This window comes from Frankia sp. Hr75.2 (assembly GCF_949319125.1).
Classification (GTDB): Bacteria; Actinomycetota; Actinomycetes; order Frankiales; family Frankiaceae; genus Parafrankia; species Parafrankia soli.
In genome coordinates this window covers 21,400-41,919 of sequence record NZ_CASGGV010000314.1, presented here as the reverse complement: position 1 = coordinate 41,919, position 20,520 = coordinate 21,400, and the positions used below count along the sequence as shown (strand labels likewise).

General features: G+C 72.9%; 10 protein-coding genes. 1 reads left to right on the top strand and 9 read right to left on the bottom strand.

Annotated elements, in window-relative coordinates:
- Nucleotides 1-35: 35 nt before the first annotated feature.
- A complete protein-coding gene (locus AC559T_RS27880; protein ID WP_498870598.1) occupies nt 36-1,073 on the bottom strand; it encodes a zinc-binding dehydrogenase in 1,038 nt (345 codons plus the stop codon).
- Nucleotides 1,074-1,461: 388 nt separating this feature from the next.
- Between AC559T_RS27880 and AC559T_RS27875 the strand changes: the two genes are divergently transcribed.
- Entirely contained in the window at nt 1,462-2,016 is a 555-nt protein-coding gene (locus AC559T_RS27875; protein ID WP_498870597.1) for a hypothetical protein, read from the top strand.
- 64 nt (nt 2,017-2,080) lie between these two features.
- Here AC559T_RS27875 and AC559T_RS27870 read toward each other — a convergent pair whose 3' ends face one another.
- The 8 genes from AC559T_RS27870 to AC559T_RS27835 form a co-directional block, all read right to left on the bottom strand.
- Entirely contained in the window at nt 2,081-3,451 is a 1,371-nt protein-coding gene (locus AC559T_RS27870) for an aldehyde dehydrogenase family protein (protein WP_498870596.1), read from the bottom strand.
- Nucleotides 3,451-4,569, bottom strand: a complete 1,119-nt coding sequence (locus tag AC559T_RS27865; RefSeq protein ID WP_498870595.1) for an AMP-binding protein — start codon at nt 4,567-4,569, stop codon at nt 3,451-3,453. The genes AC559T_RS27870 and AC559T_RS27865 overlap by 1 nt, the downstream gene beginning before the upstream one ends.
- Before the next feature lie 80 nt (nt 4,570-4,649).
- On the bottom strand, nt 4,650-7,160 hold the full coding sequence (locus AC559T_RS27860; protein ID WP_112107740.1) for a diguanylate cyclase domain-containing protein: 2,511 nt from the start codon (nt 7,158-7,160) through the stop codon (nt 4,650-4,652).
- Nucleotides 7,161-7,287: 127 nt separating this feature from the next.
- Entirely contained in the window at nt 7,288-8,229 is a 942-nt protein-coding gene (locus AC559T_RS27855) for an SDR family NAD(P)-dependent oxidoreductase (protein ID WP_498870594.1), read from the bottom strand.
- Between the two features lie 138 nt (nt 8,230-8,367).
- Nucleotides 8,368-13,437 (bottom strand): DEAD/DEAH box helicase, encoded by a 5,070-nt coding sequence (locus AC559T_RS27850; protein WP_498870593.1) that lies wholly within the window; start codon nt 13,435-13,437, stop codon nt 8,368-8,370.
- Nucleotides 13,434-17,204: a hypothetical protein gene (locus AC559T_RS27845; protein WP_498870592.1), complete on the bottom strand. Its 3,771-nt coding sequence runs from the start codon at nt 17,202-17,204 to the stop codon at nt 13,434-13,436. Before AC559T_RS27845 ends, AC559T_RS27850 begins: the two co-directional genes overlap by 4 nt.
- Before the next feature lie 166 nt (nt 17,205-17,370).
- On the bottom strand, nt 17,371-17,748 hold the full coding sequence (locus AC559T_RS27840) for a hypothetical protein (protein ID WP_498870591.1): 378 nt from the start codon (nt 17,746-17,748) through the stop codon (nt 17,371-17,373).
- Nucleotides 17,745-20,282 carry an AAA family ATPase gene (locus tag AC559T_RS27835; protein ID WP_498870590.1) on the bottom strand — a complete coding sequence of 846 codons (2,538 nt, stop codon included), beginning with the start codon at nt 20,280-20,282 and terminating at the stop codon, nt 17,745-17,747. The genes AC559T_RS27840 and AC559T_RS27835 overlap by 4 nt, the downstream gene beginning before the upstream one ends.
- Nucleotides 20,283-20,520 lie beyond the last annotated feature (238 nt).

Here is a 20,520-nt window from a genome sequence, read left to right as displayed (position 1 = left end):
CCCCCGGTGGCGTGGCGGCCGGCCCCGGGCGGCCGCTACGGGCGGACGAGGACCTTGAGGGCCTTGCGGTCGTCCATCGCGCGGTAGCCGGCGGGGACGCCCTCGAGGGAGACGGTGCGGTCGAAGACCTTGCCGGGCTCGACCTCCCCGTCGAGGACGGCGGGCAGCAGCGTCTCGATGTAGGCCCGGACAGGCGCCGGGCCCCCGGTGAGGGTGATGTTGCGGCCGAAGAGGCTGGGGAAGCCGATCGGCGCGTCGGCGTACTGGGGCACGCCGACCCGGCTGATCACGCCACCCGGCCGGACCACACCGAGGGCCTGGTCGTAGGCGGCCCGGTAGCCGACGGCCTCGAGTACCGCGTGGCTGCCGTCGCCGCCGGTGAGCTCCCGCACCCGGGCGACGCCCTCCTCGCCGCGCTCGGCGACGACGTCCGTCGCGCCGAACTCGAGGCCGAGGTCGGTGCGGGCCTTGTGCCGCCCCATCAGGATGATCCGCTCCGCGCCGAGCCGGCGGGCCGAGAGCACCGCCATCAGCCCGACCGCGCCGTCACCGATGACGGTGACCGTGGTGCGCGGGTTCACGCCGGCCCGGACGGCAGCGTGGTAGCCGGTTCCGAACACGTCCGAGAGGGTCAGCAGGGACGGCAGGAGGGCGGAGTCCTCGGCCACCGGGACCTTCACCAGGGTGCCGTCGGCCTGCGGGACGCGTATCGCCTCGGCCTGGCCGCCGCCGACGCCGCCGGCCGCGAAGAACCCGCCGGTGCGGCACGAGGTGTGCAGGCCCTCGCGGCAGAACTCGCAGGTGCCGTCCGACCAGGCGAACGGGGCGATGACGAGGTCGCCGGCGCGCAGCGTCGACACCTCGCCGCCGACCTCCTCGACGACGCCGATGAACTCGTGGCCCATCGGGACGCCCGCCGGGGTTGCCACCAGGCTGTGATACGGGTGCAGGTCGCTGCCGCAGATACACGCCAGCACGACGCGCACCAGCGCGTCGGTCGGCTGCTCCAGCGCCGGGTCGCCGACGTCGGCGATCCGCACGTCGCCGGCGCCGTACATGTATGTCGCTCGCATGGGTCTCTTCCGAGGTGCTTGTCGAGGGGGTGGCCGCCCCGGCGGGGCTGACCCGTGGCCCGCCCTCGAGGGGCGTGCGCACCGCGCCGCGCGCCTGCGCGCCGCGTGCTGCGTGCTGCGTGCTGCGTGCTGCGTGCTGCGTGCTTCCAGCGAACAGGCTGGCACGCGCGGGTGGGAGTCCCTGCCCGACCAAGCACTGGCAGAACCCCCCACGCCGGCTCTACCCGGCGGCGACGGCCAACGGTATTCCGCGGCGCCGCCTATCGGTTTGACCGACATGCGAACAGTACGATCCATACTCCATTTGCCACCCTTCTTCGACCCCACTAGGCTGGTGTCCGGAAACACCCGGACGATGGGCGTCCGAACACGAAGAGGGGTCTTTCTGATGGCACGCGAAGTAATATCGCTCATCAACGTCTGGTGCGACAACGTCGGGAACCACGGTACGGAGAGGATCGCTGCCACCAGGACCGCGGTGCTCGCCTACGACGGCAGGCTGGTGCGGCTCGACGTGTGCGACGAATGCCGCGACGAAATAGCGTCCGTGCTCGGCGAGTACGCGGAGTACGGCGAGACGGTGGCCATCGCCCGAACGGCCAAGATAGACACGGCGTGGACGGACGTGGAGAAGAACGACGCTATTGCGCCACCGGCGCCGGAGAGCGCTCCGAAACGCCCGGTGCCGGCCCGCTCCCGGCCACGCCGCCCGCACCAGACGGCGTCCGCGACCGACGTCCGCGCGTGGCTGAGGGAACACGCCGAAGACCACGGGCTGACCCTGCCCGAGCGGGGCTCGCGCCTGACCGCCGAGCTCAACGCCGCCTACGACCGGGGCCACGGCTGGGCCGACGCGGACGGTACCTGGCGCCCGGTCGCCGACGCGCCCGCTGACGCGCCCGACGAGGTGCCGGCGACGGCCCGGGAGACGGTCCCCGGGTGACCCCGCCGGCCAGGCCGACCACACCGGCCCCGGCGACCGCGCCGGCCCCGCGGGCGACCCCGGCTCAGTCACGGATCATGCCCTTCGTCCGCATGAGGAACTCGCCGAGATAGCGGTCATGCGGGATGCCCGGCCGGATCCAGTAGGTCGGGTGGTCGCCGATGTAGACATTGCTGATCGTCGGCTCCGCGACCAGCTCGTCCAGGAGCGCGTCGTCCGCGGTGATCGCGGTGAGGACGAGGGAGCCCCGCACCGGCCCGACGCCGTCCTCGCGGGACCACGGCGCCATCCACACGCAGGGGAAAGGCAGCTCGATGCCGGCCTGGGGCGCGTCCGACCTGTCCAGCTGGAGCACCGCCGGGCGCAGGGCGGCGCTGCCGTCGCCCAGCTCGTCGGCCACGCCGTCGCCGCCCAGCAGCATCCGCGCGTCGCCGGCGTGGTCGAGCAGGTAGCGCTCGACGGCGTGGGCGGCCGCGGCGCCCCGCACCGGCAGGACGGCCTTCTCTTCCTCCGGCGGCAGCGTCGGAATGGCCGCCAGCCGCTCGGCGAGGGCCGCGGCGACCGGCGCCGGGTCGCCGGCGACGAACACGGCGGTGGTGTTGACGCAGGCGGCCCCGCCCTCGTGGCTGACGGAGTCGACGACGACGTCCAGGTGGGAGCGCCAGTCCGGGTCGTCGAGCAGGATCTTGGTCCGGCCCGGGCCCTGCGTGAGCACCCGCGGGTCCCGGCCGTACCTGGCGACGACGTCGTCCCCGCCGTAGGCCATCGCCAGCTCCGCACCGTCGATGATCTCGTCGGCGACCCGGTGGTCGGTGGGCAGCAGCAGCACCGAGTCGTCGGGGAAGCCGGCCTCGCGCAGGGCGAGGATCAGCCGGTGCGGGGTGAACGGCTCGCGCCGCGACGGCCGGACGGCCACCCGGTAGCCGAGCGCGAGCGCCTCCAGCCACAGCGAGTGCACCGCGGGATGGTTGCCCGCCGCGTGCACCGCGAAGACGTTCCCGCGCCGGGTCCACAGCGCCCGCCCCTGCCTGGTCAGCGGGTCGTGCCAGTCGTCGACGGCCGCGGCCGGCCGGGCGGCGTCGGCCGAGGCGTACGCCTCCTGGGCGGCGAGCGCGACCGCGTCGGTCGCGGCCCGCACGACGGAGATCGGCAGGCCGCACACCCTGGTGACCGTGTGCTCGTACTCGTCGCGGGACATCCCGTCGATGACCCCGGTGGCGAAGATCTGGCCGGCGTGGGCGAGCGCGGCGGCGCGGCGGTCGGCGGGCAGCGTGTCGGCCCGGTGCAGGGCGGCCATCCCGCGCCGCACGAACAGGCTCGGTACCAGGCTCAGCTCGGCGACGGGCCGCCCGGTGACGTCGGGGATCGTCTCCCGGTTGCGGGCCCGGTACGGGCCGGCGGGGCCGAGCGCGTCGAGATCGATCAGGCCGGCCATCAGTAGACCCCCTCGATGAGCGGCTCGTCGTCGAAGACCGCCACCGGGCCGACGTCGGCGACCGAGTCCCCCATCTGCCCGGGCAGCGGTTCGATCCGGGTCGCCAGGTCGCGTTCGAGGTTGTTGGGCAGCAGGGCGTTCCTGCTGATGTGGTGCATGATCACCTGGCCGCGCTCGCCGTACCCGACCGGACGGCGGGTCTGCGGGTCGACGACCTCGAACGAGATGTACGGCGAGTACGGGTCGAAGACGCACGGGTCGTCGGCGGTCAGGCCGAGCCGCTCGTGCGCCGCGCCGAGCACCATCGTGCTGCCGTACACGCCGTAGATCTGGATCTCGGGGAAGACCTCGTCCCGGAGGATCGACCGGGTGTCGGCGTCCATGTGCGCGCCACCCCAGGTGATCACCCGCACGTGTTCGTTGACGAGTTTCACGAGGTCGTCGCGGCGCGCGAGCCGTTCCAGCAGCGGCGGCGTCGTCACGAGCACCCCGATGTCCTGGGTTTCGAGGATGCGCCCGGCCTGGTCGATCACGTGCTCGGCGTAGCGTTCGGCCTCCTCGGGACGGCCGTCCGCGAGCACCTTGCGGACCCAGCGCGGATCGAGGTCGACGGTGAAACGGACCGAGCCGCGCTGCCGTGCCTGCCGGCCGACGAACTCGCCGAACACGTGCGGGCCGCTCGGCGCCACGGACAGCCAGCCGACGCCGTTGGGGACACCGCGCCGGTCGCTGAGGTCCTGCGAGTTCGCCACCAGGCGCCGCATCCAGTCCTCCAGGATGACCACCCGCTTGGGCGCCCCGGTCGTCCCACCGCTCTCGTAGACGCCGACCACGTCCGGGTCGGGCCCGTAGCCGCGCGGGATGAGATCCTGCACCCGGACGTCGCGGAGCTGGTTCACAACGTTGGGGAAGCGCGCGAGATCGGCGAACGTGCGCACGTCGCGGCGCGGGTCGAAATCGAAGGTCTCCGCCGTCCGCAGCCAGAACGGCGATCCCGTCTCCGGCGAGAAATGCCAGCGCATGGCCGCCTGGATGAGCGCGTCCGGTTCCGGCTCGGCCCCGAAGGGGGCGTCCAGCACAGGATCGGGCTCCAGCACAGGATCGGAACGATGCGACATTCTGTCCTCCTCCAGCACGCTTGATGCGATTTCCCGGGCCGATCGCCGGCCGGGCGGCGGGCCGCGACGAGCGCTGGCCGTCACGGCGATCGGCACCGGTCGGCGTGACGGAGATCGGCATGCCGGGGATCGGCGTGATCGGCTGCGTCGGCGTGCGGGAGCGGGCTTGGCAGGAGGGCACGACCGCAGGGATCACCGAAGGCCAGCCGGCAGCCGCGTTCCCGCAGGCGGGCCGCGGTGGCCGGGCCGTCCACCCCGTCGGCGACCACGGTGATGCCGAGACCGATCAGGGTCGCGAGGCCGGTGCGGGCGAGGGCCGCGGCCGGATCATCGCGGCCGGGGGCCGTCCAGGTCGCGGTGAGGTCGGAATGGACGGTGACGATGTCCACCGGGGCACTGCCGAGAATGCCGATGGCGGCGTCGATCAGGGTGTCCGGTGCCCCGATCTCGGCGAGCCCGATCCGGACCCCGCTGGCGCGGACGCGGCTGACCACGTCACCGAAGTCGGCCGGGCCTGCGGCGCGCGGGGTGGGGCGGATCTGGAGGACGAGGCCGGCGGGCGGCAGGTCCGCCGCCCGCAGCGCGGCGGCGACGTCGTCGACGAGGGTCGGCTGGCCGGCCCGGCGGGCGGAGATCGTGACGTGCACGGGCAGCGGACGGCCCGACCCGTCCGCACGGCAGGCGGCGCGCAGCAGGATCCGGTCCAGGGCCGGCACCAGGCCGAGGGCATCGTCGGCGGGGAGCGGCCGGGTGGCGCCAAGGTCGGGGTGTGCCCAGGCGAGGCGCGCCTCGTGGGCTACCGGGGTGGCGGTGGTGAGGTCGATGATGGGCCGGTAGATCACGGCGAGCCGGCCGTCGGCGGGCTCACCGCGGGCCGCGGCGTCGAGCGCGGCCCGCAGCGCGGAGCCCGAGCGCGGCACGGCGAGATCGGGGGTGTAGACCGTCTGCCGCCCGTCCCCCTGGGCTTTCGCCGCGTACATGGCCAGGTCGGCGCGGTGCAGCAGGGCGTCCGCGGTGACGGGCCCGGTGGCCGGGTCGACGACGACGAGGCCGGTGCTGGCCGCGACGGTGAACGTGGTGTCGGCGAGCCGGATCGGCGCCCGCACCGCGGCGGCGAGCCGCCGCCCGACCGATCCGGGGTCCTCGGCGTCGGCGTCCAGCAGGATCGCGAACTCGTCCCCGCCGAGCCGGGCGACCGTGTCCGCCGGCCGCACGCACCCGGCCAGCCGACGGGCGGTCACCCGCAGCAGGTCGTCGCCGGCGGCGTGCCCGAACTCGTCGTTGACCCGCTTGAATCCGTCCAGGTCGCAGAACAGCACCGCGAGACGTCCGGCGCCCAGGTCACGCCGGCGCAGCGCCGAGTCGAGCCGTTCGGTGAACAGGGCGCGGTTCGCGAGCCCGGTGAGCGGGTCGTGGAACGCCTGGTAGTGCAGCTGGCGCTGCTTCTCCTCCACCTGGCCGAGCAGACGGATGTTGTCGCTCATCGTGGTCATCTGCCGGAGCAGCGCGATCAGCAGCAGGGCGAGCAGCGCCCAGATCTCCTCCTGCTGGGCGATGTCCTCCCGGGAGAGTTCGAGCAGCGTCGCGACGCCGGCCGCGGTCAGCGGCAGGTACGGCAGCATGGCGTGCCACCGCCGGCGCCGCGAGGGGACGAACGTGTCACCGCTCCCGTCCACGGCGGCGCGCCCCGGCCGGGACGTCTCCGGCGCCAGCGCCGCCAGCCCGACCAGCAGCGGCCCGGCGATCAGCAGCAGGTCCAGCAGCCGCGGGACGTCCGTCCCACCACGGACGACCACCGCCATGTAACTGGCGATCGAGGCGGTGACGGTGAGCAGCCCCATGATCAGCAGACTCAGGCCACCACCGGAGCGCGGCTGGCGGAACACCACGACCAGGATCACCACCACGGCGATGATCAGGGTGTTGGCGGACAGGACGATCGAGTAGATGGGCCCGTCACCCAGCGGCCCCCACGCCGCGATCGCGTCCTCGAGGATGGTGATCCAGGCCAGCAGCGTCACCGCGCCGGCCACGATCAGACCGTCCATGATCGTGATCACGTACCAGCGGCGGTCGCGGCCCCGCCCCGGCGGCCGCAGCGACAGGTCGAACGGGTCGGTCGGGTAGCACAGCACTCCGGCCAGCCCGAACGCCTGCGGGATCAGATAGGCGAGCGAGGACGCGTCCTGCCGCGGGACCGGTGGCCCGCGGCTGGCCATGGCCGGGAACATCTCCGCCGCGCCGGCGCCGATGCCCAGCACCATCCCCGCGACCAGCAGCCGCCACGCGCGTTCCGCGCCGCGCCGGCGCAGGCCCGTCACCACGCAGGTCCCGCCGCCCAGCAGCAGACAGAAGATCATGATCAGGCGGACGGTGAGAAGTGCCGGCCGGGCCGGCAGGGCGACCGCGACGACCGCCGATCCGACGACCAGCAGCGCGCTGATCACCACCGCCGGCCAGAAGTAGCCGCTGCCGGCCGCCTGGCGCGGTACCGTCCGCGGTTGATCGACTGGCGGCGCGGACGGGTCGACCATCACGTTCACCGCCTTCAGGCGGGCCGCGGCCAGCGCCGTCGCCGGGCCGCGGCCCATCCCCCTCCTCTTGCCCCGGGCCGGGCGGGGATATCCGGATGGCTACGGAAAGCAACCAGGAGTAGACGCCCTGGCGCGGCGGCCGCCCGCGGACCGCCCGCGGACCGCCCGCGGACCGCCTAGGTTCTCAGGCGAGCGTGTCGACGGTGACGTCCCAGAGCCGGGCCGCGGCCTCGGGGTCGAGGGCGTAGGCGGCCACACCGCCCCGGACACCCGGAGTGTTCGGGAGCGCCTCGTTGCAGTCCTCGAAGTACCGGCCGCCGATCCCGTCCAGCAGCGGCGAGGTCGCGAGCAGCACCGAGGTCGCGGCGCCCTGCTCGACGGATTTCCAGACCAGAGCCGGGGCGTTGATCTGGCCACGGAGCCGGTCGAGATCCTCGGTGCTGATGTGGCGCTGCAGCCTGGTGGCGATCGCCCCCGGCATCAGCGCGTTCACGGTGATGCCGTCGTCGGCCCAGCGCCTGGTCGCCTCGACCGCGAACAGCACGTTCGCGGTCTTGGACTGGCCGTACGCCGCCCACGGCTCGTAGGCGCGCTCCCGGAAGTGGATGTCGGAGAAGACCACCGGCGATCGCAGGTGCCCGCTCGAGCTGACCGACACCACCCGCGCGCCCCCGGCCGCCGCCAGCGCGCCGCGCAGGCCGGAGGCCACCGCGAAATGACCGAGGTGGTTGGTCGCGAACTGCAGCTCCCAGCCTTCCGGCGTGCGCAGCTCGGGCGTGGCCATCACACCGGCGTTGTTCACCAGGATGTGCAGCGGGCCGTCCCAGCCGGCGACGAACGCGGCGACCGACGCCCGGTCGGCGAGATCCAGCGGCGCCACGTGGATCTCCTTGTTGTCCGTGGCGGCGACGATCTCGTCGGCGGTCCGCCGGCCCGCCTCGACATCGCGGACGGCAAGGGTGACCTCGGCGCCCGCCCCGGCCAGCGCCCGGGCCGTCTCGACCCCGATGCCGGACGACGCGCCGGTCACCACGACGCGGCGGCCACCGAGATCGATGCCGGCCACGACCTCGGCAGCGGTGCACTCGGCGGTGAACGGTGTGGTGATCCGCCCGGACGTCGCCATGACCTCTCCATCCCCGGGTGATCCGGCCGTGCGGCACTCACCCGATCCGCTCCGATGGAGCCCCCGCGGGACTCCCGCTACTGCCATCTACCAGACGGCCTGCCTCAACACCCACCGCCGGCACCCGGGGGTACGACGCTAGACCGCGACGGCCACCACCATGGTCCTGGCCGGGTCGTCATGCACAGACCCGCCGTGCGACGGGCTGACGATCACCCCGGTGATCTCCCGGTCCTCACGGACCAGGGTGAGCCTGCCGACGACGTAGGTGCCCCTGCTGTCCCGGGCGAGCACGACTCGACCGTCCCAGAGATCGATCTGGCCAGGTGCCACGACCTCGAACACCTCTCCGGGGGCTTCTGCGAGGCGGAACCGTTCGTCGTGGCCCGCGAGCTCCGCCGGCGTGAAGGCCGCCAGATCCAGCGAAGTGATCTCACGCGCCGCCGCGTACCGGTCCGCCCAGCCGATGTCCGGCTCACCGAGCAGCCGCTGCAGGACGTCGAGAGCGGCACCGCGGCGCAGGATCTCGTGGTGACGTTCGTTGCGGAAGACGCGTAGGCAGCGGTGGCAGCTGGTCTCCGGGCCGCACTCGCAGTCACGGACCCGCGCAAGCGCCGCCGGCAACACCATGTCCAACGCGTCGGCGATCCGGCGCACATTGCCGGCGCCACCCGGCACCGTGTCGTAGATCATCATCGAGGTCGAGCCGAACCGGTTGAGGAACAGGGTGCCGTCGATGTCGTCGCGCGCGATCTCCAGGGCCACCGAGGCGCCTTCCGCCAGGGCGTACAGCACCGACCGCCACACCATGTCGTCGGCGCCCACCGCCGCCTGGCCGTCGAAGGCGATCTCCAGGACGTCCGTCTGGTACTTGTGCGCGAGCGAAAGGGCCTCGAGCGGGCCGGTGCAGCTCTGCCCCGTTGTCGGCTGGTGGTGCTCTCTGACACTGGCGGCGGCCACCGGACGGCCGTAGCCGCACCACTTGCAGATCAGGTAGCCGGACCCGGCCGGGCCGTCGTTGAGGCTCACCAGCTCGCCGCGTGCGCCCGCCCGCGCGTAGACGGTCCCGCCAGGCTTCTCGACCTTGTACTCCTCGATCTCCGCCCCCGGCGAGACGACATGGGTGCCGCCGTGCCAGGATCGCCGCGGCGGGCTGGCACCGGGCCGGCCCGGCTTACGTTCCGCGACGAATCCGTAGACCGGTAGGGCGTAGCGCCGTGGCGCGCCGACGAGAGGTGTTCCGCACCGCGGGCAGACGGGATCCAGCTCCGCGATGCTGTCGCGGAAATGCCCACAGCCGGCGCAGATGGTGTAGTTGAGCCGTTCCAGCTCACGGTTCGGCAGCCGGTACACACCACCGGAGCGCCACAGCAGCCCACCGGCGACGATCTCCGCCGCCGGCGCGTACTCGTAGACGGCGGTCGTCAGGTCCCGCGACAGTTCGATCTTGCTCGCCGTCGGCGTGCCGATGTGAGAGACCCGCAGCTCGACCGTGTCCACCGGGAATCCGTACTTCGGCAGCACATTGCGGTTCGCGAGCAGACCGATCAGATCGCGCTCCTCCAGCGTCCTGATCACACGCCCGTAGGTCCCGGCAAGGGAGTCCTTGCGGTTCTCGTACGCCTCCTTCCGCATCCGCTCGTACGTCTCGATGTCCGCGGTGTACTCGGCCAGCACGTCGACCAGCAACCCGTCCAGCTCGCCGACCCAGGTCCCGTCCGTGATGCCGAGCTCGTCGCGCTCGGCCGCCGACGGGATGATCGCGGCCAGCGAGTCCGCGACCGCAGCCGGCAACGGACGCAGGAAAGGGGCCACGAGCGTCGCGGGCGCGAGCCCGGTGGTGTCCGGCGAGAAGAACTCACCGGCCTTGCGCCAGACGGCGCCGAAGGTGTCGAACTGATACCGGAAGAACGCGGACAACGCGACGGAGTGGAGGTGCCGACGGTCGATGCGCGGGTTGCCGAGCGGCACCAGCGGCGCGCGCACCTTCCCCGCGACCATGTTCTCCGGTTCGGCGAACCGGGCCAGGTCGTGCGAGCGACGCTGGGCGTAGGTGAGCACGAGCGCGGCCGAGTCGGTACGCCGGCCCGCCCGGCCGGCCCGCTGTACGTAGTTGGCCGTTGTCGGCGGCATGTTGCGAAGAACGACCGTCTGTAGCTCGCCGACGTCCACACCGAGCTCGAAGGTCGTGGAGCAGGACAGCGCGTTGACCCGGCCGGCGACGAAATCCTGCTGGATCTCCGCGGCCCGATCGCTGCGCCACTGCGCGGTGTGCTCCATGACCTTCAGTGGCACCGGGTCCATCGTCCGGTACAGCGTCCGGTAATGGTGCTCGTCCGCAGCCGCGGCCGGCAGGTGCCACTCGGTCAGCTCGCCGGCACAGTTCATGGTGGGGCAGACCCCGGCCACGTTCACCGCGGTGATCGTGCGGCATCGCCCGCACTCCCACATCCGCTCATCCGGGGTGACCAGACGCGGCGTCAGGCGCTCGTGGTTGAGCTGGTAGACCACGCCAAGGCCCGGCTTGTTGACGGCGACAAGCCACCGGTCCCGGGGGTCGGTCACCCTCGGGTCGTTCACCAGCATCTTCCACAGGCCGTCGAGGAGCTGGACGGGGTCGTCGCCCCGACCCAGCACCGCGAGCACCCGGCGCAGGTAGTCGACCCGCCGATTCATGCCACGGGTCGGCAGCCAGCTCAGGACCTTCCGCTGGCGTTCCGCGCCCGTGCTGCGCAGATAGATCGGCCCCCTGCGTGGCTCGAACACCTCGTCGCTCGGGTCGACGTCCTCCGGAGCGCTGACCGCGCCCTGGCGACGCACTGTCCGCAGCAGCTCCTCCACCAGGCCCCAGGCCTGCTCGGTGGTCAGGCCCAGGTCGAGCAACGGCCGCGGTGGCGCCCAGCCGGGGTCCCGGTCCAGTGCCCAGCGCAGCAGGCCGATTCCTTCCAGGGACATCCGTTCGTCGAAGCTGAGCAGCTCCTGCTGGGCCCACAGGTCGACGGCCCGGACCTTCTCCTGTTTCGAGAGACGGCGTTCGAACACCCCGGCACGGGTCGCCGCCCGGACCGAGTGGTGGAGGATGTCGCCCCGCCTGACGTCCGCATCACCGTCGTCATCACCGTCGTCGACGGCTTCCCCGGTGGCGGCCACGAGGCCCTGATAGAGGATCCGCCGGTGCTCCGCGCTCGCATAGGAGTCCTCGAGGTAGGGCGCGAAGTAGGCGGCCGACTGGCGGCTGTCGCTGAAGAACAGGATCTTGCGTCCGCCACCCGGCAGCGCCGCCTGTTCCGCGTCGTCCATCGGCGGCAGCAGCTGGTACAGGGATGTCGCGAGTACCGACACCGCGGCGTCGTTGCCGCTCTCGAAGGACCGGATCAGCCGGCCGCCCCGGCCGCCGCAGCTCAGGCAGTGACCGAGTTCGCTGCCACCCGTCTTCGGCCTCATCAGCCGGACGGGACGGGCTGGCGCCCCGCCGCAGGCCGGGTCCACGCAGGTGGCCGCGCTGCCAGGGCGATAGCAGCCGGAGCGGGTGCACAGCGTCCCCTGAACGGAGTCCCCCTTCCCGGCCGCGCCGGACCGGGTCTCCTCCAGGGTCTCGTCATCCTCGTCGCCGCCGACGCCAGCCATGGCATCGTCCATCGCGAGCCACACCTGGTGGGCGTCGTCCATGCCACGCCGGGAACGGAACACCGTCTTGGGCCCGACCCTCTCAAGCACCCCGGGCAGATAGACCGCCCCGCAACGCCGGCAGGCCGCGAACTCGAAGGCCGCGGCGGCGCAGTGCTCGCAACGCTCCCGCCGGGTGAGCGTGACATGCGGCCCGGACTCCGTGAAGCAGGTGAACGCCCCCTCGGTGGCGCGGGCGAACAGGTGGAAGCGGGTGGACAGGACAGGGGTGCCGGCGGCGGTCCTGGTGGCGTTGGCAAGTTGGACGAGTGCCGTGGCCCGGTCGGCGGCAGCGTGTGCCGGTGTCTCCGGGAACAGCTCGGTGGCGAGGTCACCGAGCGGCGCCGGCCCCTCGGTGAGCCGTTCCCGCAGCTGGCGCAGCCGGCTCTCCGTCGCCAGTGCCTCGCCGGCGTCGTCCCCCTGATAGCCGTGGCCGCGGGCGGCGGCGAGGACCGCGGCCCGCGCCTCGTCGGAACCAAGCAGCGCCGAGTAGTCCTCCGCGGCGAGCGGGCCCCAGGCGGGCCCGTCAGGAGCCGGCACCCGTTCCGAGACGACGAGGTCCTGGCGGTCCGGGTCGCCGTCGACATAGTCGAACGGCGCGCTGAACAGCGTCTCGGCGAACCGTGTCACCGCCTGGGGATCGGCGCCGACCGTGGCGCTCGTCGCGATGCAACGCAGGTTGGCGACATCGACCGGGTCGATGACCCGGTCGCGCAGCCGACGCAGCAGCATCGCGAGCTCGGCGCCACGGGTGCCGTCGTACACGTGCGCCTCGTCGACGACCAGAAACCGCCAGTTACCCCCGTGCTCGCCCTGGAACAGCGCGATGTCCAACGGCCGCAGCAACAGGTATTCGAGCATCGCGTAGTTGGTGAGCAGCAGGTGCGGTGGCGTGGCGCGCATCTGCTCCCGGCTGAGCAGCTCGTTGGGCAGCATCGGCTCGCCCGGGTTCTGCGCGGCGAACTTCGCCTGCGCGTCCCTGGTGCTTTCCTGCGTCTCTCCGGTGTAGCGACCGAAGGTGATGTCGGGTTCGTCCGCGAGCAGCTCCCGCAGCCGCTTCATCTGGTCGTTGGCGAGGGCGTTCATCGGGTAGAGCAGCAATGCCCGCACCCCTGGGCCGAGCGCGCCGCGGGCGCGCTGCGTGGACAGCTCGTTGAGGATCGGGAGCAGGAAGCTCTCCGTCTTACCCGAGCCCGTACCGGTGGCGACGATCAGGTTGCGGCCCCGCGCGACCTTGCGGACGGCCTGCTCCTGGTGCCGGTACAACGGCCGATCCACCGGAACCCGGATGCGCCCACCGACCAGGTCCGGATGCACGACACCTTCGGCGGCGAGCTGCCGCAGGGACGCACCGGTCCGGTATGGCGGGGTCGCCTCCACCAGCGGTCCCCGGGTGATGCCGGTGCCCACCGCCTCGCCGATGGCCGCGTGCAACGACGCTGCCAGCCGCGGGTCACGGGGCACGATCAGACTGCGCAGGTACCGCTGGTACGTGTCGACGATCGCCTCGCTGGCGCTCAGCGGGTCGAGCCGGCTGGTCATCGGTCACCCTTCACTTCTTGGGTCAGGTTGGTCGTCTGACGAGCAGACGGAATGCCCGCGGACGGCACTGCGGGACGCTGCGGCGCGGCGCCCTGCAGGAGCAGCTCGGCGAGCAGCACATCGATGGTCACCAGGTCGGGGGCATGCCGGGCCAGCGCCGTGTGGGCGGGCAGAAGCGCCTGGTAGACCTTGAGTGACCGATCACGATCGTCGCTCCTGGCCGCCTGCCGGGCGAGCCCGGCCAGCCCCAGGGACACCGCGGGCAGCAACAACCAGCGCGGCGCGTCGGCGTCCCGACGGGCCGCGATCGCCGCCTCCAGCGCTGACGGCACCTCGGCGAGCGTGAGCGCCGCGAGCACCCTGCGCAGGGTGACGTCCGCCGTCCGGGCAAGGTCCCTGATCTCCTCCTGGTTACGCGCGTCGAACAGCCGGCGGGCGGCTACGGCCCTGGTGTCGGCGTCGAGCAACGCTCCCGGGACCACGCCACTGGCGCGCCAGACGTTCTCCAGCTGATCGGGGGGCAGTTGAGCGAACCGCGCGACGGCCGCGTCGAAGCGGCCGGCGGTCCGGTGCGGGTCGGAGCCGCCGTCGAGCACGATCAGCGCCACCTCACCCGCGACGGAGCCGAGGCGGTCCCGCTGCGCCTCGCGGCGCTGCGCCCGCTCCGTCTGGCGGGCCGCCCATCCTGGGTCGAATCGACGCGGGTCCGGTGAACCCGGCCGTCCCTGGACGCCCCGTGGTCCGCTCGCGGCCCGCAGGTGGACGGCGCCGGCCAGAATCGCGGCCAGCGGGCTCGCGGACCAGAGGGCACGCTCGTCGTCGGCCGACAGACGGCTCCCGAGCGGCAACACGGCCAGGCCAGCCTGCACCAGCGGAGCGACGGACGCCGTCGCGTCGACGCGGGCCGTGAGCGGCGCCGCGAGCGCGTCGGACGGGTGGGCCGCGAGCAGCGCCGCCGCGACGGGCCGGCCGTCCCGGGGCAGCCCGCGCCGCCGCAGGTCCTCGGCGACCCCGTACAGCCGCAGGGCGGCGACCGCGCCACCCGCGGACCGGGGCTGCCCGCCTCGACCCGCCAGGCAGGCGGACAGTTCGGTCTCGACGGCCACCGGCCCGCTCGGGTCCGCCGGCGCCCGCCACAGCCGGTCACGCAGGAGATAGACGTCCTCGTGGTCGCGGGGGTCGGGCCAGTCCGGCCAGTCGACCGGCACCCAGGGGTCGTCGAGGCGGAGCACCACCAGCAACGGGCCGGCGTCGCGCAGCTCGGCCGGGAGCGGACCGCTGCGCCCGGCCTCGTCCAGCGTCACCAGTACGGGCGGACGCCACGGGGCGTAGAGCTGATAGCAGCCGGCCACGACGCCGCCGACGCCGGGAAAGCCCTGCGCGCTCAGGACCTCCGCGTCCTCCGTGGGGATGATCTCGATGCCGGTGGCGAGCCGGCGCGGTGCGTAGCGGATGACGGGGATCCGCAGACCGCTCAGATCGACCTCGACGACCGCCCGCCGGTACCGGGCGACGGTGTCGGCCAGCCGGGTGAGGTCGAACCGGGCCACGGTCGTCTGCCGGTCGCGGGTTCGCGGGATCCGCTGCAGCTCCTGGTCACCGGCGCTGACAACCAGCTCGGCGGGCACGGCCGCGGGTAGCTGGACCAGCAGCTCGCCACGGCCGTCGGTCTCCGCGTGCAGCCGCAACGGCTGATACGACCAGGTGTTCCGGGCTCCGGGGACGACCCGCCGCAGGGCCATGTATGGCGCGCCGGCGAGCAGCTGCCGGCTGTGGCCGTGGGCCGAGGCGGTCACCCGGGCGGTGACCTCGTGGCGGCCCAGCGAGACCCGCGCCGGCGAGACACCGGGCCCTCCCCCTCCGGCCGGGCCTGCCTGCGCGTCGGTGCCGAGCTGGAGGGTCAGCCCGGCTGGCACCAGCCCGGCCAGGCTCATCTCGCGCCACGGCGGGTCGCTGCGCACGACCAGCCCTTCGGCGATCTCGACGGTCCGCGTCAGGCCACGGCCGAGTGGACCTCGCACGGTGATCTCATAGGCGCCGAGAAGCGGGCGGGGCAGGCCTTCCCACGGGTCGACCCAGCGGGTCGCGGACCGCTCCGGCCGGGCGGAACCAGCGCGGACGTCGTCACCGACGTCCGGGTCAGCGACGCTGCCCGTGTCGGTGGCGCTACCCGTGTCGGTGGCGCCGACCGTGACGTCCCTCGCGGCAAGGGTCTGGTGAGCGCCGGGACGGCGCACCCGGACGGCCCAGGTGACCGGCACGGTCTCGACGGGCAACGACAGGCGGGGCGGTGTGCTCAGGACAGGTGCTCCGAACACCGTCGTCACGTCCCGGAGGGGGGACGGCAGCTCCAGGTGGGCGCGGCGGGAGGTGTGCACGGAGCGTTGCCGGCCAGCATAGCCGAGTGCCCGGACCCCGGTGAGGTCGACGTGCCGCAGCCGCCAGCCGCTCCAACCGTACGGAGGCGGCGCGTCCTCGAGCTCCGCCGGGGTCCGGCCGACCGCCTCGAGGTCACGCTCGCCGAGCTCCTTGGGATCGGGGTGGAGCAGCCACACCGGGCCCTGCGGCAGCGAGTCTGCCGGGCCGATCCGCATCCCGTCCTCGGTGAACACGAGCAGCGGGTCGTCCTTGTCGACCAGCGTGAGCTCGTAACGCAGAGACGAGTCGTCGAGGCGCACGTCGATCGACCGGACCGGCTGGTTCAGCGGCAGCACCGTCTCCGGGGCGGTCTCGGTGGTCCCCGGCCAGATCGACTGGGTGCGCACCCGGTTCACGACGGAGTCGGTGGTCACCGTCCAGACCGCGCGGCCGTCCGGCGCCTCACCGACCGGCGGCAGCCACAACACGACCCCGTTGTTGTAGGGGTCGAGCCGCACCTGGGGGCGCCCAAGCCCGATCGGGCCGGCGGCCGAGTCGGCGCTGTCTCCGTCCCGGCTCCTGCCACCACCGGCTCTGGTGGCCGCGCCGCCGTACCCGGGCGACGGATGCCGGGCGGCGGCGGTCCGCAGGGCCGCCAGGTCGAGCTCGCCGAGGTTCGCGAGCCGCACCGCCTCGTCGACGATCCTGCGAGGCAGCGCCAGCTCGGCCGGGTCCAGGGCCGGGCTGTCCGGCGACGCGAGCAGGTTGACGAGGTCGAGGCAGCGGTCCACGAAGTCGGCCGCGTAGTCGCCGCCCTGCCGCAGGAAGCGCAGCACCGGCTTGTCGACGCCGATCTGGTGTTCGGGCGCGGTCCTCGCCCAGGCCAGGGCCTCCCGACCGGTCACGCCCGGCTCCGCCTGCTCGCGCCGGATCAGCATCCGCAGCAGGTCCGCGAGGCAGTACACCGGGACGCCGCTGTGCATGAGGATCTCGTCGACGTTGACCCTGGCCAGCCCGGAGAACCTCGCGAGCCCGAACAGGTCGAGATTCCTGCGGAACGCGTCGGCCCACGCCTGCTGGTCATGCTGGGTCGCCCGGAAGCCTGCGGTATCCCACACGCCGGACCAGTAATTGCCCTGATGGTAGTTCTGCGCGCCGATCCCCGCGAGCCCGATGACGATCGCGGCCGGGAAGCGCACCTGCAGGAGGCGCCACGCGTCGTCAGGGGGCGCGTCCGGGTATAGCCGGCCGAGAGCGTGCAGGATTTCACGCACATCCCGGTCCGGCACGTCCAGCTCCGTGACCAACGAGACGGCCCGCAGCTGCCGCCGCCAGCCCAGTTCGTTCTTGAGCAAGAGTTCCTTGCCGAACACCATCCACCGCCCCCGATAGATCAGATCGTGTGACATTAACCCAGCGCAAGCTCACACAGTTGGCCCCATTTCCCGCCGATTGGCTGACAGGGCTTCAGGGGCGGGTCCACCGGCGCTCCCCCTGTGGGCGCCGGTGGACCCGCGGCTCATCGGATTTACCGGCTCCGCCCGAAACCCTGTCGTCGCGTTTACTTGTCCAGCGTCAAGAAACGAGCTGGCTGACCAGGGCGTCGACCTCACACCGCCAGATCCGGACCTGCGCCGGAGTGGGGCCGATCTCGTACCCGTGGTAATGGCAGCCGAGGCAGACATGGGACCAGACGGCGGTCACGCGGCGGGCCGTCCGCGGCGCGGCATAGTGGCGCAGGCAGAGCAGCTTGGCCCGCATGTTGATGCGGGAGGGCTCAGGGAGCACGGGTTCGAGCTTCCGGTCGATGGCGATCTCCAGGGCGGCGCGCAGGACGAGAGAGGCCCCGCGGTGGCACGCGGCAGGTGTGGTGTCGATGTGTCCGGCGAGCAGCAGATCGGCTGTTCGCAGCAGCTCGCCGATCAGGACCTCGGGCACCAGGGCGGCGGTCATGGCGCGGCCACCTGCGGCCTGCGGATCTTCTCCACGATCTCTTCGACACGATTGACGAATCTGTGCGGGTCGGAGATCTGCGCTCCGAACCCGTGCGCGCCGCGCTGGCACTGCTTCACGATCTCGACGGCAGGCGAGCCACCGCACAGCCTGGCCAGCTCGCCGTAGACGTCGCGGGTTCTCGTGACGTCACCGAACAGGGCAATCGCGGCGACTTTGTCGAGTTTCCCGGAGCCGTCGATCGCCGTCTGCAGGACACGTTCGTCGCGGCCATCACGGTGGTGCCGGATCCAGGCAGCCTCGGTGAAGGCGCTCTCCAGCGCGGTCCTGCAGACGCCGGGCAGCACATGGGTCCGGACCACCGGTGGCAGACTCGTGGTGCTGGCGAGATCGCGCGCGTCCTTGAGCGCTTGAGCGACAGGGTCCGTGACCCGCCGGACCGACACCCTGGACGACTCTGCGCGCTCGACCTGGAGAATCGTCACCGGCAGTTCCTGGCTGGTGAAGGCCCGCTGGAGGCGGGGGTCGTGGGTGAACACCACGACCTGCCGGTGCCGGCCGATCTCGTCCAGCACCCGCGCGAGCCCGTTGACCTTCGCCGGGTCCATGGACTGCACCGGGTCGTCGATGACGACGAAGCCGAACGGGCTGTCGGCGGCGGTGGCCAGCGGCAGGAACAGCGACAGCGCGAGCGAGTGCTGTTCCCCCTGGCTCATCACGGACAGCGCCGAGGCCTCAGCCCCGTCGACGGAGACGTCCATGACGAGCTTGCGGACGGTGGCCCGCTCGCTGCCGTGCAGGTGGATCTTCTCCAGGCTGACGTTGCTCTCCTGGCGCAGGAGCTCCCAGATCCGCTGGGATTCGTCGCCGAAGGCCGCCATCCGCTGCCTCTGGAGCTCGGTCACGAGCTCCTTGAGCCACCGGCGGGCCTTCCCGAGGTCCCGGAGCCTGGGCCTGTTCTCCTCGACCTCGCGGGCGAGGGCGGTCCAGCTCGCCAGGCGGCCGTAGAGCGGACGCCACCGCTCGTCCCGGGAGGCGAGCTCGGCGGCTGCCTCCCGGCTCGCGTCGGTGCAGGCCGTGGCCACCGCCTGGGCGGCCTCGACGGCACGCCCGGCCAGCGCGGCGGGGTCATCGATCGTCCGGCAGGCGCCCCACTCGCGCCACACGTCGGCGAGCTCGGCCGGGACGCTCGACGGCACCCGGATCAGACTCCGAACCTCCTGGACGGCCGAGGTCAGGCGGCGGCGCGCGTTCCCGGCGGCCTCGCCCTCCCGCCGCAGCACCGTCACCTGCTCGGCCGCTCGCCGCGCCCAGTCGTCGTCGAGAACCCCGCCGGTGCCGCACACCGGGCAGGACCGCTCACCGGCATGCCGGCCGTGGTGCGCCAGGGCGTCGGCGAGCAGCTCGGCGCGGTGCAGGGCGTCCTCGCCGTCCGTCGCGCGCGTGGCCTCGACCGCCTCGGCGGCCTCACGGAGCCGGGCCACCGCGGCCGTCACCTGCGCGGGGTCGGGTCCCCGCAGGGCCGCGGCGAGCCGCAGCTCGACGAGACGCCCGTCGTCGGCCGCCGGCAGCGTGGCCAGCAGCTCGGTCAGGGCCGCGAGATCCGGGCCGCCGGTCGCCTCGAACGCCTCGATCGCCCGGATCGCGCGGCCCTCGTCCGGCAGCTCGTAGAGGTCCTCCTTCAGCACCTTCGCCTCGGCTTCGGACCGCTTCGCCGCACTGCGCAGGCTGGTCTCCTCCTCCCGCAGCCGGCTGTCGGCCGTGCCGAGGTCCCCGAGCCCGAGGATCACGTTCACCGCGTCGTACAGCTCCACGGGCCTGCCGTTGATCATGCGGTCGAGGTCGACGTAGGAGAGGAACGGCCGGAAGTCGGTCAGTGCCCGGGCCCAGGCCGCCTCGGCCGCGGGGACCTTGCCGTGGCCGGGCCGCTTCAGCTCACCCTGCGAGTCCCCGAAATCGTCGCCGTTCCACGTGCGGGTGAGGGTGCTGCGGCCGTTGTCGCCGTCGACGGCGAGCTTGACCTCGATCCGTGGGCTGGCGCCGTCGTGCAGGTTGCGCCAGGCACCGCGGCGCGTCGGGTCCAGCCGCTCCCAGCGGGCGTTCGTCCCGGTGAAACCGGTCTCGATGCTCTCGGCAATGCTCGACTTGGCCGAGCCGTTGCGGCCCATCACCAGGTTCACCCCGCGGCCGGGAGCGAGGGCCAGGCGGGTGCGAGCGCCGATGCCGCGGTAGCCGGTGACGGTGACGGAGTCCAGGTAGACCCGGCCGGTCGTGGCCGCCCCCGGCGCGTCCGGGCTTCCGAGCGCCTCCCGGAGAAGCTCCTTCACCGGCTCAGCCAGCCCGGCCTGGGCCAGGCGGGTGGCCGCCAGTTCGGCGATCGGCACCGAGCGGCCGGGCTCCTCTTCCTCTTCCTCTTCCTCTTCCTCGGGCGGATGGGCGGCCCCGCGCTGCTCGGGCACAGACGGCTCGGGCACGGACGGCTCGGGCATGGACTGCGCCGGCGGCTCGGGCTCGTTCGGTTCGGTCTCGGTCACGGTGGCTCCCGGGTTCGGGTGGAGCGGCCAGGGGGAGACGAAGCCATCGCCGTGCAGGGCGATGATCTGGGTGGAGAGGACCCGGCCGTACCGCCGCCTGCTGAGGGGAGCGCGCGTTCCGGGTCTGTGCGGTGCGCGGCTGAACCGCGTCGGATCGTGACTGTAAGGTAGATCTTGTAACCACGTCAAGCGTGCACACGTCTTCTGTGAACAGTGGCGCCACCGTACACAATCTCTT

Bases quoted from the DNA above. Each gene is read 5' to 3' on its own strand.
- AC559T_RS27880 (WP_498870598.1), bottom strand. From the start codon at position 1,073: ATGCGAGCGACATACATGTACGGCGCCGGCGACGTGCGGATCGCCGAC.
- AC559T_RS27875 (WP_498870597.1), top strand. From the start codon at position 1,462: ATGGCACGCGAAGTAATATCGCTCATCAACGTCTGGTGCGACAACGTC.
- AC559T_RS27870 (WP_498870596.1), bottom strand. From the start codon at position 3,451: ATGGCCGGCCTGATCGATCTCGACGCGCTCGGCCCCGCCGGCCCGTAC.
- AC559T_RS27865 (WP_498870595.1), bottom strand. From the start codon at position 4,569: ATGTCGCATCGTTCCGATCCTGTGCTGGAGCCCGATCCTGTGCTGGAC.
- AC559T_RS27860 (WP_112107740.1), bottom strand. From the start codon at position 7,160: ATGGGCCGCGGCCCGGCGACGGCGCTGGCCGCGGCCCGCCTGAAGGCG.
- AC559T_RS27855 (WP_498870594.1), bottom strand. From the start codon at position 8,229: ATGGCGACGTCCGGGCGGATCACCACACCGTTCACCGCCGAGTGCACC.
- AC559T_RS27850 (WP_498870593.1), bottom strand. From the start codon at position 13,437: ATGACCAGCCGGCTCGACCCGCTGAGCGCCAGCGAGGCGATCGTCGAC.
- AC559T_RS27845 (WP_498870592.1), bottom strand. From the start codon at position 17,204: ATGTCACACGATCTGATCTATCGGGGGCGGTGGATGGTGTTCGGCAAG.
- AC559T_RS27840 (WP_498870591.1), bottom strand. From the start codon at position 17,748: ATGACCGCCGCCCTGGTGCCCGAGGTCCTGATCGGCGAGCTGCTGCGA.